The sequence below is a fragment of the Streptomyces sp. NPDC127595 genome (genome assembly GCF_042671685.1).
Lineage (GTDB): Bacteria > Actinomycetota > Actinomycetes > Streptomycetales > Streptomycetaceae > Streptomyces.
Genome location: NZ_JBHXWK010000001.1, coordinates 1,249,005 through 1,262,926 on the forward strand (window position 1 = coordinate 1,249,005; position 13,922 = coordinate 1,262,926).

General features: G+C 67.7%; 14 protein-coding genes. 6 read left to right on the forward strand and 8 right to left on the reverse strand.

Translation table 11 applies throughout. The features are described 5' to 3' along the window. The first annotated feature begins 131 nt into the window (after positions 1-131). Positions 132-515 (forward strand): hypothetical protein, encoded by a 384-nt coding sequence (locus tag ACFVKT_RS05470; RefSeq protein ID WP_385727739.1) that lies wholly within the window; start codon positions 132-134, stop codon positions 513-515. A gap of 141 nt (positions 516-656) precedes the next feature. Here ACFVKT_RS05470 and ACFVKT_RS05475 read toward each other — a convergent pair whose 3' ends face one another. Next, entirely contained in the window at positions 657-1,271 is a 615-nt protein-coding gene (locus ACFVKT_RS05475) for a DUF2867 domain-containing protein (RefSeq protein WP_385727741.1), read from the reverse strand. 299 nt (positions 1,272-1,570) lie between these two features. Between ACFVKT_RS05475 and ACFVKT_RS05480 the strand changes: the two genes are divergently transcribed. Continuing rightward, a complete protein-coding gene (locus ACFVKT_RS05480; RefSeq protein WP_385727744.1) occupies positions 1,571-1,855 on the forward strand; it encodes a hypothetical protein in 285 nt (94 codons plus the stop codon). Here ACFVKT_RS05480 and ACFVKT_RS05485 read toward each other — a convergent pair. The 3 genes from ACFVKT_RS05485 to ACFVKT_RS05495 all read right to left on the reverse strand — a co-directional run bounded on the left by ACFVKT_RS05485 (position 1,812) and on the right by ACFVKT_RS05495 (position 4,183). Beyond that, a complete protein-coding gene (locus ACFVKT_RS05485) occupies positions 1,812-2,339 on the reverse strand; it encodes an ATP-binding protein (RefSeq protein ID WP_385727746.1) in 528 nt (175 codons plus the stop codon). The genes ACFVKT_RS05480 and ACFVKT_RS05485 overlap by 44 nt on opposite strands. Before the next feature lie 564 nt (positions 2,340-2,903). Next, positions 2,904-3,314, reverse strand: coding sequence for a RidA family protein (locus ACFVKT_RS05490; protein WP_385727748.1), 411 nt, complete (start codon positions 3,312-3,314; stop codon positions 2,904-2,906). 488 nt (positions 3,315-3,802) lie between these two features. Next, positions 3,803-4,183, reverse strand: a complete 381-nt coding sequence (locus ACFVKT_RS05495) for a VOC family protein (RefSeq protein ID WP_385727750.1) — start codon at positions 4,181-4,183, stop codon at positions 3,803-3,805. A 641-nt stretch (positions 4,184-4,824) separates the two neighbouring features. Between ACFVKT_RS05495 and ACFVKT_RS05500 the strand changes: the two genes are divergently transcribed. Both ACFVKT_RS05500 and ACFVKT_RS05505 read left to right on the forward strand, forming a co-directional pair. Next, positions 4,825-5,763, forward strand: a complete 939-nt coding sequence (locus tag ACFVKT_RS05500; RefSeq protein ID WP_385727752.1) for a serine protein kinase RIO — start codon at positions 4,825-4,827, stop codon at positions 5,761-5,763. A gap of 283 nt (positions 5,764-6,046) precedes the next feature. Further along, positions 6,047-6,610 (forward strand): dihydrofolate reductase family protein, encoded by a 564-nt coding sequence (locus tag ACFVKT_RS05505; protein ID WP_385727754.1) that lies wholly within the window; start codon positions 6,047-6,049, stop codon positions 6,608-6,610. Positions 6,611-6,670: 60 nt separating this feature from the next. Here ACFVKT_RS05505 and ACFVKT_RS05510 read toward each other — a convergent pair whose 3' ends face one another. Both ACFVKT_RS05510 and ACFVKT_RS05515 read right to left on the reverse strand, forming a co-directional pair. Beyond that, positions 6,671-8,179 carry a molybdopterin-dependent oxidoreductase gene (locus tag ACFVKT_RS05510; RefSeq protein ID WP_385727756.1) on the reverse strand — a complete coding sequence of 503 codons (1,509 nt, stop codon included), beginning with the start codon at positions 8,177-8,179 and terminating at the stop codon, positions 6,671-6,673. Between the two features lie 194 nt (positions 8,180-8,373). Beyond that, positions 8,374-8,577 (reverse strand): hypothetical protein, encoded by a 204-nt coding sequence (locus tag ACFVKT_RS05515; RefSeq protein WP_385727758.1) that lies wholly within the window; start codon positions 8,575-8,577, stop codon positions 8,374-8,376. Between the two features lie 217 nt (positions 8,578-8,794). Between ACFVKT_RS05515 and ACFVKT_RS05520 the strand changes: the two genes are divergently transcribed. Together ACFVKT_RS05520 and ACFVKT_RS05525 are read left to right on the forward strand one after the other, a co-directional pair. Next, on the forward strand, positions 8,795-10,042 hold the full coding sequence (locus ACFVKT_RS05520) for a sensor histidine kinase (protein ID WP_385727760.1): 1,248 nt from the start codon (positions 8,795-8,797) through the stop codon (positions 10,040-10,042). A gap of 18 nt (positions 10,043-10,060) precedes the next feature. Continuing rightward, on the forward strand, positions 10,061-10,696 hold the full coding sequence (locus tag ACFVKT_RS05525) for a response regulator (RefSeq protein WP_385727762.1): 636 nt from the start codon (positions 10,061-10,063) through the stop codon (positions 10,694-10,696). Positions 10,697-10,786: 90 nt separating this feature from the next. Here the strand turns inward: ACFVKT_RS05525 and ACFVKT_RS05530 are convergent, their stop codons facing one another. Further along, entirely contained in the window at positions 10,787-12,448 is a 1,662-nt protein-coding gene (locus ACFVKT_RS05530; protein WP_385727764.1) for a tannase/feruloyl esterase family alpha/beta hydrolase, read from the reverse strand. A 201-nt stretch (positions 12,449-12,649) separates the two neighbouring features. Further along, complete coding sequence (locus tag ACFVKT_RS05535) at positions 12,650-13,903, reverse strand: ABC transporter substrate-binding protein (RefSeq protein ID WP_385727766.1); 1,254 nt, start codon at positions 13,901-13,903, stop codon at positions 12,650-12,652. Positions 13,904-13,922: the final 19 nt, after the last annotated feature.

The window sequence follows — 13,922 nt, forward strand, 5'->3', positions numbered from 1 at the left end:
CATCGGGCGTGCGCGTCACCTGGACACTGGGGTCACACGGGTGGGCCGACTGCACAGTCGGGGATCATCAGGCGGAAGTTGACCTCACCGCCTCCTACATCAGTGACGCACCAGAGGAATTCCTGACCGCGGTGGCCCGCCTCGTCGCGGGCGAGACGGAGACTCGAGCCCAGTTCGAAGCCGAGCCGACCGCCTACCGGTGGGTCTTCTACCGCGAAGGCGATGACATCTGGATCCGCGTACTGGAACTGCGCAATGGCCGCGACCACGACAACAAGGGAACCGAGATCTGGTCGAGCCAGCTCGGTATCGACCAGCTCGCCCGAGCCGTGATCCGCTGTTTCGATCAGGTCGTGCGGAGCTACGGTGAGAGCGGTTACCGCGCCAAGTGGGGCGAGCACTTCCCCCGGACGGAACTCGAAGCCCTGCGACACCTCTGGCGCGGGCGTCCGGTCCGCATTGCTGATCCGGACCTGGGCCTCCGCCATCGGCCCGACGCGCTGCCGGCGGGCTAGCAGCGCCGCCCCTTGCCGAGGAGGGATATTGGCGACGGCCGAATGCGCGAGGTCGGCCAGTACCATCCCGGAATGGTCCCGGTCGGGTGCTGGCGGCCGGTTCCATTGCGAGGCCACGCATGGTGGTGACGCTCGCGGCGACTACGGTCGCGGACCGGCGTGCGCGGTGGGCGGAAGCTCGCGGTCCCGCCAGGCCCGCTCCCACTGCCGGGTGATCACGGGGTAGACGATCAGGTAGCGGAACGGGGCGATGAGAGCCATGTACACCCGTCCGAACCGGCCGTTGGGCTTGACCAGGATCGCCATCCGCAGTTCGTATGCGCCGCCTCCGGTCGACACCCACCCCAGGTGCATGACGGCGTGGCAGGTCTGGTTCGCCAGTTCGCGGACAGACTCGTTGTGGAGCAGGTACACGGGGGTGAACGGGGCGTCGCTGGTGTCGGAGACGTCGACGGTCTCACGAAGACTGTCTGGCAGGCGGTCATACAGTGGCTGAACCCGCTTCCCGAGGCTCGTCCTGGGCTTGTCCCAACCGAGGAGGGCACCGAGCTGCTGGCGCACCGTGAACAGGAACCGCACCGAGCGGGGCGGCTTGGCGAATCCGCCGGCTGTCTGCATCGCGGCGAGTATGACGGGAAAGTCGTCCGGTCCCGCGCCGGGGGTGCGGAAGGACCACACGTCCTCGGTCCGAAAGTCTCCGGTGAATTCGTGGATCCGCCACGGCTGGCCGGAATGGGCAGTGCGGGGAATCTTCATGACCGCTGCCACCTCTCCTGGGCCGAACGTCGTCCGCCACTGCTGTGACACGCTGGCGTGTACGGCGAAGCCTGCCCACCATGCGGATACCTATATGCGGGGGTACGGGTGAGATGGGACACGCCGTCGGGCGCCGCACACACGCCGCGCGACAAAGGGATGTCGTCTCCTTTATCCACCAGCGCCGTCTGCTCCTGTCCACGAACACCGTCGACTACGTCACTGACCTGCTGTGCACGCACGTGAAGGCGATCGGATCCAGGTGGCGGTCCTAGCCCGCGGGCCGGATCGTGGTGCTTGTGGTCGCGGTGCTGGGCCATGACCGGCGCGCCGCCGACCTGGCAGGCGGCAACATCAACCCGGCCACCACCATCCGGCGCGGGACGGACAAGGTCGTCGCCCTGCTGGCGGCCAGAATCCCGCGCCTGGACCGCATCCTGCCCAGGATCGCCAAACGCGGCGGCGAGGCCGTGCTGATCGACGGCACCGTGATCCCCACCCGCCGCCGCACCGGCAAGGACAACCGCCGCAACTCTGAGTTCATTTTCCGAGGGCCTTTGCGATCTGCTGGGCGGTCTGGGTAGGCGTGAGGTGGGTGGTATCGAGGACTTCGGCCTCGTCGTGAAGCCAGGTGCGGGCCGCTTCGGCGTAGGGCTCGAGGTATTTGAGGCGGAACATAGAAGGGCCGAGATGAGCGTCCCCTTCGATGCGTGCGCGGAGGGTGTCCTGGTCGGCGTGGAGGACGAAGTGCCTTACGGAGATGTCGTGTTGGGCGAGGCCCATGCTGATCTCGCGCCAGTACTGCTCGACCAGGACGGTCATGGGCATCACCAGGGTGCCGCCGGTGTAGTCGAGTACGCGGCGGGCGGTCTCGACGACGAGCGGCCGCCACGGCGGCCAGTGCTGGAAGTTCTCCGCCCCGGCTCCGGGCAGCCCGGGCGTGATGTCCATGAGAGTCTCACCGACCTTCTCGGCATCGAACACCCGTGAATCCGGGATCAGTTGCTGCACGAGTGCACTGGTCGTCGTCTTGCCCGCGCCGTGGGTGCCGTTGAGCCATACGATCATGGGACCCGACGCTAGCGCCCTGTTGGCCACGGGAACGGGCACCGCGGTAATTCGGTACGGCTTCGGCGCTTCAAAGGATCTTCGCGGCAAGCCCCATACCGTTGGCTCCCTGCCCCCGCAAGCCCGCGCCATCACGCGCCAGATCTTCCCCTCCCCGATCCCCTTCCAAAGGCGGCCGGCTCCAGCTCAAAGCCGTCCTCGAACTGCCCCGAACCACCGGCATTCGCTGAACACCCGCGCTTCTTCGGCCCCTGCCGGCCAACCTGCACTCCGACCAGCTGCCGAACTGGATCGAAGCGGCCACCGCCACCACCGATCTGCCCACTCTCGCCACTCCGTCCAACACCTCGGACGTGACCTGGACGCCGCGCTCGCCGGCCTCGAACTGGCTTGCCCCGAGGACTGGAAGCAGCGGCGCAGGTGCTCAGCGGCCTTCGCTCTGTGCTTGATCCGGTGCCGTCTGTCGGCGCTCTCTTCGCTACCGAGCCATAGCGCAGGGCCACTTCTCACAAGAAGCGGACCCAGAACTGGCACCGGTGCGGCTCGGCTGTCGCTGGATCACGGTCAGTCAGGAAGTGCTGCCGTGAGGTCCACTTCGATGAGCTGTCCGGTGAAGCCGAGTTGGGCGATGCCCAGGAGAGTGGAGGCGGTGGTGAAGGCGGCCCCAATGGGCGAGTGGATGAGACGGTTCCAGGCCGCGGACAGGACGGTGGTGTCGTCGCTGACTACGTAGATCACCGACCGGACTACGTGCTCGGGTTGAGCGCCGACCGCGGCCAGGGCGGTCAGGGCGTTGGCTGCGACCTGGTCGGTCTGTGCGTTGAGGTCACCGGGGCCGACCAGAGCACCAGTGTGGTCGAGGGGGCACTGGCCGGCAAGAAACGCAGTCCGGCCCGATTCCACGACCGTGATGTGGTGGTAGCCAGGGGGCTCGTGCAGTTGGCCGGGGTTGATGCGGGTCATCTTCATGGTCATGCCGCAGAGTCTGCTGCATTGGCCTCCTGGATTGCATTGGGAATTCGCCGTGCCCTGCCGGTGCGACATCTACCAGCGGTGTATCCCTGTGCTGCGGCCGAGGTTGGGCTGACGGCGACGCTGTTCTTCCGCTCACGCTCTGTCAGATTCTGGAACAGCGGTTCAGCGGCTCAGAGACTCTGTGATCCAGCTTCACGTAGTCCAGCTCATCAGTACGCAGAAGGTCGACATGCCCGTAGCGGGTGATGGTCTTGGTCGGAACACTCTCGTCCGCGGCCTGCGGTCCAACTCGTCGCCGGAGTCGGCCCCGGCTCTCGCCCCGGCCGTTGAGCCCGCGGGATGAGCGCGGTACGCGGCCCGCCTCGATCCGTCTCTGCGGACGGCGAGCGGAGACATGGGCCTGCAGCATCGGGTACACCGCGTCGGCCAGACTGACTCCATGGCCCCTTCACCGACCGGAAGTCCAGCCCGGGTGTGACCGATGAGTATCAGAGTGGGTTGAGACGGGCCTTGAGCAGGCAGAACTCGTTGCCTTCAGGGTCGGTCAGGACATGCCACTGCTCTTGCCCTGTCTGTCCGATGTCGGCCGGGCGCGCACCGAGCTTCAGCAGGCGTTCGAGCTCGGCGTCCTGATCACGGTCGGTGGCGTTGACGTCGATGTGCAGTCGGGATTTGCCCTTCTCCGGCTCATCCCTGCGACTGAGGATGATCGTCGGCCGCGGACCGCCGAACCCTTCGCGCGGCCCGATCTCCAGCGTGCCGTCGTCCTCGCGGTCGAGCACGACGAAGTCCAGGACCTCGCACCAGAACCGCGCCAGCACCTCGGGGTCGCGGCAACCGAGCACGAGCTCACTGATACGACATGCCATAACGAAACCTGCTCTCAGCCTGGAACTGCCGGAACCCCACACATGAACTCATGGGCCCTCCCGCAGTGAAAACAACCCCGCGAACTTAGCGGATGAGGCGAGCACGAGCGACATATTTTCGGGGCCACCGTGTCCGGGCAACTGGGGAACGCCGTTGGCCGTGTAACCGGAGAACCGACTTCGAGGAACGAGTTCGTAGGAACTTTCAGGTCTGCCGGTATGTGCTCGTGAGGAGCATGTCGGAGGCGGTGGACAACGTGCAGCGGGGTGGGTCGTAGTGCACCACGTCGATGCCGCTGGTGCCGTCCTGCGGGAAGTACGGGTCTCCCGTCCCGCTCGCACCGGACGTCGAAACCCGCTCGGCGAACGCGGTCTGGCGCCGTCAACGACCCGGCCAGTGTCAGCGCAAGCAGGGCCGGGACGAGCCCCGTACGGACGAGCGCGCGGGAACCCACGGCACCGCTGGAGCCGCTCTACCTGGGCCGGTTTATTCGGTTGCAGCTCCCCATGTCCGCCCTTCACCATGGGCGAGACATCGGGAGCTGCCCGGTGCTCCACGAGAGGAGGCACGACCGTGACCACGACTGTCCTCGGCCTGCCCGCAGACCGCCTCTCTCTCATCTCATGGAGCACCTCCAGCGATGTCCCACGACGATCTTTGGCAGCACCCTCGGCACCCGGCGTTTCCTGACGCCTTCATCGCCGACTCTTACCGCGACGCCCTGCCGCCGGACGGCCTGGCCGACGTCGACGGCCGGTTCGTCTTCGACTTCCACTCCTACGACGACCTCGAGGACGGCCAGCGCTGGTCGACCTGGCTCAGCGTCGAACCCCTCTGCCGAGGCCCCGAGCCACTCCCGGACTGGGTGGTGACCTCGCAGGGCGCGATCGACAGCGAGCTCGGTGTCCTCAAGACCGGCAAGGAGGCCGACGTCCACCTCGTCGAGCGCGCCGACCCGCTCGACCCCGCCGCCGGCGTGGTCATGGCGGCCAAGCGGTACCGCTCTCCCGAGCACCGAACCTTCCACCGCTCCGCGTCCTACACCGAGGGCCGCTCGATGAAGCGCTCACGTGACGAGCGGGCCATCAAGCGGAAGAGCACCTTCGGACGGCAGGTCGCGGCCGGCGAGTGGGCGGTGTCCGAGTGGGGTGCGCTGGTGCGGCTCTGGAATCTCGGGCTGCCGGTTCCCTACCCGGTCCAGATCGACGGCACCGAGATCCTTATGGAGTGGATCACCGTCGTAGACGAGGACGGCAGCGTGGCGACCGCGCCCCGGCTCGCCCAGACTCGACCCTCACCCGAGCTGCTGGCGGCCTACTTCGAGCAACTCACCGATGCGCTCGCGACGATGGTGCAGAACGGTGTCGTGCACGGCGACCTCTCGGCGTACAACATCCTGGCGGCGGGCGAGCGGCTGGTCATCATCGACCTGCCACAGATCGTCGACCTGGTCGGGAACCTCAACGGGATGAACTTCCTCCAACGTGACTGCGCCAACATCTGCGGCTGGTTCCGCTCGCGCGGCCTCGATGCCGACGAGCACGCGCTGTTCGCGGAGCTGATGGCGCACGCCTTCTGAACCGCGGGCTCGTAGAGCTCCGTTGGATGTGAGTGGGGCTTGCTCGTTCGCGCTGGTGGCAGGGTGGGAGTGGATGCTTATGTGAGAGAGGCGCTTTTCGGTGAGGAAGGCGAGCTCGGCCCCGGTCACCCTCAGTGTGTGGCCGGGCTTCAGGTGTACGGCGGCCGGGCCGGAACACAAGGACCTCGTGAGGTGGCTCGGTCCGGGAGATCCAGCGGGTCGCGATGAGTTCTCCGGCGTTCTCCGGTCGTACTGTCGAACCCGTCACCGAGGAGGCCTTCTGATGCGCAGCGTGACCTATTCGATGAACGTCTCACTTGACGGCTACATCGTCGGGCCGGACGGCGACTTCGACTGGACGGGGCCTGACGATGAGGTCTTTCGCTTCTGGATCGACGAGATGAGAGAAGTCGGCGTCCATCTGCTGGGACGACGGCTGTACGAGACGATGCTCTACTGGGAGACCGCCGCCCAGGATCCATCGCTCGACGAGTCACAACTTGAGTGGGTCGGGATCTGGAATCCGCTCCCCAAGGTGGTGTTCTCCACCACGTTGTCGGCGGTGCAAGGCAGTGCCCGCCTGGTCTCCGGCGGCCTGGCGGAGGAGATCGAGCGGTTGCGGGCCGAGCCGGGGGAGGGTGACATCGCGATCGGCGGTGCGACTCTCGCCGCCGAGGCGGCCGCGTCGGGTCTGATCGACGAGTACCGGACCATCGTCTACCCGGTGCTGGTGGGCGGTGGCATTCCGTTCTTTCCCCGACGCGAGCGCCGGGTGGATCTCGAACTCGTCGAGACCCGCACCTTCAGCTCAGGAGTCGTCTACGTCCGCTACCGCGTGGCGCGATAGCCGCCTCGTCCGCCGAACCCCGCGAAGGACGGGCCGGGCTCAAGTACCGTCGGGCAACGCTCAGGCAACCGTGACGTCTACCGTGTGCCAGCCGGTTGCCCCGTCGGGCAACGGCTTGTGCGCCTGTCCTGTCTGCACCTGACCGGAGTTGTCGGTGGCGCGTACCTGCAGCCGGTGCTTGCCGGGCGTCGCCTGCCAGGGCAGACTCCACTGCCGCCAGGTGTCCACCGACGGCACCGCCGCGAGCTGCGCCTGCTGCCATGGTTCGTGATCCACGCGGACCTCCACCGTCGACACCCCACGATGTTGCGCCCATGCCACCCCGGCCACCATCACCAGACCTTGCTCCAGACGCTTGCCCGCGGCCGGTGTGTCGATCCGTGACTGCGTTTTCACCGGAGCCAGCGCCGCGTAATCCCGTCGTACCCAATACGCGCTGAAGTCCGAGAAGCGACTCAGCTCCAGCTCCGTGAGCCACTTCGTCGCCGATACGTATCCATAGAGCCCGGGCACCACCATCCGGACCGGGAACCCGTGCTCGACCGGCAGTGGCTCCCCGTTCATCCCGACCGCCAGCAAGGCGTCCCGCCCATCACGCAGCGCCGCCGTGGGGGTACCGGCCGTGTAGCCGTCCACGGAACGGCTCACCACCTGATCCGCCTCCTCGTCCGGCTCGACCTCGTCCAGCAGATCCTTGATCGGCACCCCCAACCACCGCGCGTTACCGATCAGTTCGCCACCGACCTCATTGGAAACACACGCCAGCGTGATGTACCGCTCCACCATGGGCCGTGCCAGCAATTGCTCGTACGTCAGCGTCAGGGGCCGGTTCACCCGGCCATGAATCCTCAGCTGCCAGTCCTTCGGTTCCATCTGCGGTACCGTCAAAGCGGTGTCGATCCGGTAGAAGTCCGCGTTCGTGGTCACGAACGGCTCTACTCCGGATACGCCGGCGGAAACCTTGGCGGGCAATGGCGCTGCCGGGCTCGACGGGGATGGAAGAACCACCGCGGCCCGGGCCGCGGCCACACGCTGTGCCCAGAGTCGGCGTCCGCCCGGTACGGCCACCGCTGCCGCGGCGATCGCCCCGCCCGCCAGCGCGAGAAACCGTCGCCGCCCCGGTGGCTGTCGCGCGCCGTCCACCCCCGGGATGCCTGCATCCGACGACTGCGAACGGCCCCCCGGCACGGGTACGGGCAATTCCTGTGCAGCCACGTCCCTGTCCGGGCCGGTGCCCTCCCGCAGGTCCTCCCCATCCGATGTCGCCGCACGGCGCGGCAGGGTGCGACGCAGCAGCACCAGCAGGCCCGCGGCGGCCAGTGCACCGGCCACCGTCGGCAGCGGGTAGGCCCACGTGGCGCTGGGCCGGGTGGCGGAGGCGAGTACGCCGACCATCCCGAACAGGGCGACGCCGGCCAGCCCGTATCCGAGCCGGCGCATGGCCAGTACACCGATGAACGCGGCGAAGACCGCCAGCACCAGCACGATTCCCGCCTGCAGCGCCAGCTTGTCGTACGTGTAGAACACCGTGACCGCGAACTCCTTGACCGGAGTCGGCGCGGCGTCCACGGCGACGCCACCCACCGCCACGAGGGGCGCCGACGGCCCGCCCGTCGCGGCCGCCACCAGCTCACCGACGCCCAGGGCGAGCGCGGTGGCCGCGACGCCGGCCAGCTCACCGTCCCACTGCTTGGGCGGCCTTTGCGGTGCCGGCCGGCCTGTCTTCTGAGCCTCTGTGTCGATACCGGACATCTGCCCGGCGCCTATCGGCTGACGCGGCGTCGCCGGGCGAAGCCGACACCCACCAGGACCAGACCGGCGATCGCCACGATCGGTCCGACGACCGCCCAGAGCGTCACGCCGCTCATCGCAGAGCCCTGCATGACGTCGATTCCCTGCAAGGTCCAGGTCACGCCGAAAAAGATCAGCAGTACGCCGAGGCCGAGGACGAGCCAGTGCTTCTTCATGGGGTACCTCCAGATGCGGGGCCGAGGTTCTCGACAACGAGCCTGACGGTTCCGCGGCCGCATCGGCGACAACGGTTGGTTGGACCCCGTCGTCAACCGATCGACGTACGCGCGGCTCGACCGGTGCGTGGACGCTGCCCGGCGCCGAGTCGGGCACTCTGGACGTGGGCGCTCGTAGACTGGCGGCCAGATCCTGGCGGGCGAAGGTGGGTAGGGCGTGGCCGTGCGCAGCACCGTCGACTTCGGATACCGCTACCGCGTCGGATGGCACGTCCTCGTCGGCGCCGTTGCGCTACCTCTTGCCGTCGCCATTGCGGCCGACGTCACCGTGGCGCTCGGACAACGCCTGCTCGCCCTTGGCACGCTCGCCGTCATCGTCGCCTGCTACGCCCTGGTCGCACCGCTCGCCATGGAAAACCGCGACGAACGTTGGGGCGCGGCCTATTTCGGCGTCCTGGCGGTCGCGTTTCCGCTGCTGCTCGCCATCGCCCCTATCGGTGCTGCGCTGATGTTCGCGCTCTGCCCACAGCTCTTCGTGATGGTTGCGAGATGGCGGGTCCGTCTACCGCTCTTGTTGATTCTCTACGCCGAACTCGCCTGGGCCATGTTCGCGAGGGCCGGCGTCAGCCGCTACACGCTGGCGATGGTCGGCGTGACCGTTCTGGTACCCATGACCGTGACGATCCTCGTGGGCGCCTATCTGACCGGCATCCGTGAACAGAACCGCAAGCGGGCCGCGCTGATCGAGGAACTGACCCGGACCCGGGCCGCACTGGAACGCGCGGGCCACGAGGCAGGCGTCCATGCCGAACGTGAACGCCTGGCCGCCGAGATCCACGACACCCTCGCACAGGGCTTCACGAGCATCCTCATGCTCGCCCAGGTCGCACGGACGACCCTGCTCCGTGATCCGACGGCCGCCGACGGCCAGCTCGACATCGTGGAGAAGACCGCCCGCGAGAACCTCGCGGAAGCACGCTCGCTGATCGCCGCATTGGCCCCGGTCGACCTGACCGGGCGCAGTCTCGCGGATGCGCTGGACCGGCTCGCCGCCCGGCACACCCGCGACACGGGTACACACGTCGAGGTGTCGATCGTCGGCGAGCGGTCCGGCGTACCGACCGGCACCGACATCGCCCTGCTGCGCACAGCGCAGGAGGCGCTGGCCAACGTCGGCAAGCACGCCGACGCCCCGACGGTACGGATCGAGCTGCGCCACGAGGACGGCCTCACGGCCCTGGCCGTGACCGATGACGGCCGGGGCTTCGACCCGGCCACCGTCCGGGGTGGATACGGCCTGCTCGGCATTCGCACCCGCGCCGCCGGCCTCGGCGGAACCTGCACGGTGCGATCGGCTCCTGGCAAGGGCACCACGGTACGGGTCGAACTGCCGCCGGCCCCGGCCGAGCAGGCGGCGCGTAACCTGCAGCCGGTGCATGATCTCAGCTCCACACCCAACCACTGAGCGGGCGGAACCGGCTCGATGACTGTCCACATCCTGATCGTCGACGACCATCCGGTCGTACGCTTCGGCCTCCGCGGCATGCTGGAGGCCTACGACGATCTGCGGGTCGTCGGCGAGGCCGGCTCCGGCGACGAGGCAATCGTCCTGGCCTCCGTGACGCGCCCGGACGTCGTCCTGATGGACCTGCGGATGCCAGGTACCAATGGCGCCACCGCGACGGCGCGCATCCGCCAGGAGCACCCGGACATTCGCGTGCTTGTACTGACCACCTACGAAGGAGATGCCGACATCCTGCCGGCGATCGAGGCCGGCGCCACCGGTTACCTGCTCAAAGACACCCCGATCGGTACTCTCACCGACGCGATCCGGGCGGCTGCCCGGGGCGAAACCGTCCTCGCCCCACTGGTGGCCGCTCGACTGGTGACCCATATGCAGGCGCCGGCCGGGGAGCAGTTGACCCCGCGCGAGGTTCAGGTACTCGGCCTCGTCGCGCGGGGTCTGTCCAACAGCGAGATCGGTCGGCAGCTGTACATCGGTGAAGCGACGGTGAAGACCCACCTGCTGCGGACGTTCGTCAAGCTGGGCGTCAGCGGCCGCACCGCAGCCGTCACTGTCGCTCTCTCACGCGGCATCCTGGCCTCACCACACCAGTGACGCGCAGGATGCCGGTTCCGCGTGCCGGACGGTGCGTCAGTGGACCGGCGTCGAGCTGTTCTCCCGGAATCTCGGGAATCTCCGGAAGGTTCAGGAGGTCCGGGAGGCGGCGGCGAGGTCTGCGGGCACCTTCGTCCTGGTCCGGCAGGACTGTTTGTCTCCGCCCGCGACCGCCACGTCCGGGTACGCGCAGATCGTTCGTGTCCGGCCGGTGCTGCCCTTCTGGACGAAGGACTTCGGAGCGTCGCCGCCTTCGGCCCAGTTCTGCAGCGCGTCGAGCATCTGGTCCTGGGCAGGGGCATCACCGGTGAGGACGGGATCCGTGTGACTCACGCCGGGGAAGTAGAAGGTGCGCACGAACGACCGCGTCTGCTGGACGCCGTACCGGTCGAACAGGCGCTGCTGGTAGTTGTAGGAGCCGAAGGGCACGATCAGGGGATCGCTGGTGCCGTGATAGAAGATGATCTTCGATCCGCTGTCCCGGACACGGGAGAGATCCGTGCTGTCGGTGGAGGCCGTGGTGCTGAACTTCCGGTACGACAGCTCGACGGCCTCGGCGAAGTTCTTCATCGTCAGCTTCTCGCGCCAGTCGAAGTTCGGGTCCTGGTAGAGCCAGTTGCGCAAGTACGTCTCGATCAGCGGGCCCATCGAGTTGCCGCCCGGCAGAAGGACGTTGAAGGTCGTCCCCCTCGTGATGCCGCCCCAGAGCCGCCCGCCGTCGGCGGTGGTCGGGCCGTCCCAGATCAGGTTGACGGCCTCGGCCTGCGCGGGGGACAACCCGGCCACCTCGGAGGCGTCGAAGCCGCAACGGCGCGGCTCGGCGATGGTCTGGTCGACGACGCCGTCGTCCGCGTCGCACGCGGCGATCGCGGCGGCGTTCGCCGCGTCGCTCTTGGCCGGTGGCAGTCCGGCTTCTCCCAGCAGATCGTTGACCACCACGGCGGGCCAGGCCTCGTTGACGATGAACTGGTTCCAGTTGATCGCGGGATAACCGACCAGGAATCCGTCGTAGAGGTCGCCGTACTTCTGCGCCATCTCCCAGCCCTGCCTGCCCCCGGTCGAGGCGCCGACCCAGTAGTTCTGCAGCGCGGGTCTGCCGTAGTAGCGCTTGGTGAGATCCAGCGCCCATAGCGTCTGCTGGTGCAGGCTGCGCGTGATGAAGTCCTCGACCTGTGAGGTCACGAGCTTTCCTGCCGGGTCGAGTACGAAACCACCGCCGGCCAGACCGCAGTCCGGCTGGGCGTTGGTGAGCCCGGTGCTGGGGTTGGTCGCGTTGCACCAGGCCCGGCTGTGGCCCGTGTCCGTCGCCGAGCCGACCTCGCCGCGCCGCAGGGCCGTGGAGACGTCGGGCACGGTCCCGGCGTAACCTCCGCCGCCCATGTTGAGCACGCGGCCGTTCCAGGCGCCGGTGACCGCGCCGGCGGTTCCGCCGTCGGCGGCACTGAGCGGCAGGGACACCCGGACGTTGATCGCTCTCTGCGCCACGAGGTCGACCTGGCAGTAGGCGGGCAACTGGCCCGAGGCCGGCACGATCTTCGACTGCGCGGACTGGACGCGGTGCTGGGAGACCAGGTTGTCGGCGATCCGGGCGCACGTCGTGGAGCCGGTGGCCGGGTTGGCGGTGGCGACGGGTCCGAGGGGGAGGAGCAGCGCACTGAGCGCTGCCACGTTCATGACGCGTCGCGCGGTTCTGCCGGGGGAGGTGACCGGTCTGCGGAGCCGTGCGGGGAGTGTCGCCTCTTGCTCGTTCATCGCTGGCCTTTCTTCACGGCGGGTCCGTGTCCGGAGGTGGGGCGTTCGAGCGGCTGGAGAAGCGTGTGAGCGGCTCGTGTGCCACGAGCTGTTCCTTTCCGGGGCCCACGTCGAGGACCCGTCGGCAGCCGGTGCCCGCACGAGATGTGCGGGCACCACCGTCGGGCCGTAAACGTGTCGGCGGCGGCCGTTCCGGTCGCCTCAGCCCGCGGACGTGTAGTTCTCGCTCGTCTCGTTCTTCGTCGTCGACTGCTGGGGGGCGAGCCCGCCGGGCACCGAACTGTCGACGGCGGCGACATACGTCAGACGGGAGGGCTGTCGCCCGGGGATGGAGAAGTCGAGCACCGGCGTGAGACCACCTGTGTCGACGCTCTTCAGCTCCCGGAACGCGGTGTTGAGGCCTTCTCGGGTCAGATCCTTGTTCTCACAGGCCTTCTTCAGGATCTCGGAGTAGATAAGGGCACTGGCGTAGCCCAGGTTCACGGAGTTGTTGGGTTCCGTGTCGGGGAACTTCTTGGGGAGGGCCTCGGCGACCTCCAGCGGTCCGGGGTCCGTCGAAGCGAACGGGGCGATGGAGGTCATCACCGACAGGTTCTTCTCCAGGGCGGACTTGGCGGAGGTGGCGAGCAACGACGGGTCGAAGGAAGGGGTGTTGCCGAGCAGGGGCACGTTGTACCCGAGAGAGGCGGCCACGCCCGCCACGGACGCGGTCTGGCGGGGACCGACACTGAGCACGATGGCTTTGGCGCCGCGGGACTTGAGCGTCGTCACCTGCGCGGTGAGATCGGTGTCGGTGGACTTGACCTGGATGCCTTCCAGTTTCAGACCCAGCTCCTTGGCCGCGTAAGTGCTGCCCTGTAGCGCGGAGTTGCCGTAGTCTCCTTCGAAGTAGATGTGGCCGAGGACGTCTCCGGCCTTCAATGTCTTGTCCTGCATCAGGTGGTCGATCCCATTGATGGTCTCGACGTCGTAGGTGTTGCCGATCACGATCAGGTTGGGGTTCTTCAGCTGTGTGGAGGACCATCCCGTGGCCACGCTCAGCACCTTCGCCTCGGTGATGTCGCTGTCCAGTGCGCTGGTGATGGGCGAGCCGAGTATCTGGACGTAGCCCAGGACCTCCGGTTCCGTCTCGGCGTACAGGCTCACGGCCTTCTGTACGTCCGTGCCGTGGTCCTTGACCACGAGTTCGACCTTGCGGTCGCAGATGCCGCCCGCGGCGTTGATCTTGTCGATGTAGAGCTGGTTGCCCTGCACGATGATCTTTCCCTGGGCGCCGAAGACCCCTGAAAGGTCGGTGAGCGCGCCCAGCGTGATGGTGTCGTCGGTGACGCCCGGCCCCGTTTTGATGTCCGAGGAGGAGCTGTCGGTCCCGGTTGCCTTGCTGCTGCAGCCGACGGCGACGAGAGACAGTGCGGCAGCGGCCACACCGAGCCTGGCGAACGAGTTGGTGAGCATCCGGAGTCCCTTTCGGAAG

Coding starts and splice junctions, on each gene's coding strand:
- ACFVKT_RS05475 (WP_385727741.1), bottom strand. CDS start 1,271: ATGAAGATTCCCCGCACTGCCCATTCCGGCCAGCCGTGGCGGATCCAC.
- ACFVKT_RS05485 (WP_385727746.1), bottom strand. CDS start 2,339: ATGATCGTATGGCTCAACGGCACCCACGGCGCGGGCAAGACGACGACC.
- ACFVKT_RS05490 (WP_385727748.1), bottom strand. CDS start 3,314: ATGACCATGAAGATGACCCGCATCAACCCCGGCCAACTGCACGAGCCC.
- ACFVKT_RS05495 (WP_385727750.1), bottom strand. CDS start 4,183: ATGGCATGTCGTATCAGTGAGCTCGTGCTCGGTTGCCGCGACCCCGAG.
- ACFVKT_RS05500 (WP_385727752.1), top strand. CDS start 4,825: ATGTCCCACGACGATCTTTGGCAGCACCCTCGGCACCCGGCGTTTCCT.
- ACFVKT_RS05505 (WP_385727754.1), top strand. CDS start 6,047: ATGCGCAGCGTGACCTATTCGATGAACGTCTCACTTGACGGCTACATC.
- ACFVKT_RS05515 (WP_385727758.1), bottom strand. CDS start 8,577: ATGAAGAAGCACTGGCTCGTCCTCGGCCTCGGCGTACTGCTGATCTTT.
- ACFVKT_RS05525 (WP_385727762.1), top strand. CDS start 10,061: ATGACTGTCCACATCCTGATCGTCGACGACCATCCGGTCGTACGCTTC.
- ACFVKT_RS05530 (WP_385727764.1), bottom strand. CDS start 12,448: ATGAACGAGCAAGAGGCGACACTCCCCGCACGGCTCCGCAGACCGGTC.
- ACFVKT_RS05535 (WP_385727766.1), bottom strand. CDS start 13,903: ATGCTCACCAACTCGTTCGCCAGGCTCGGTGTGGCCGCTGCCGCACTG.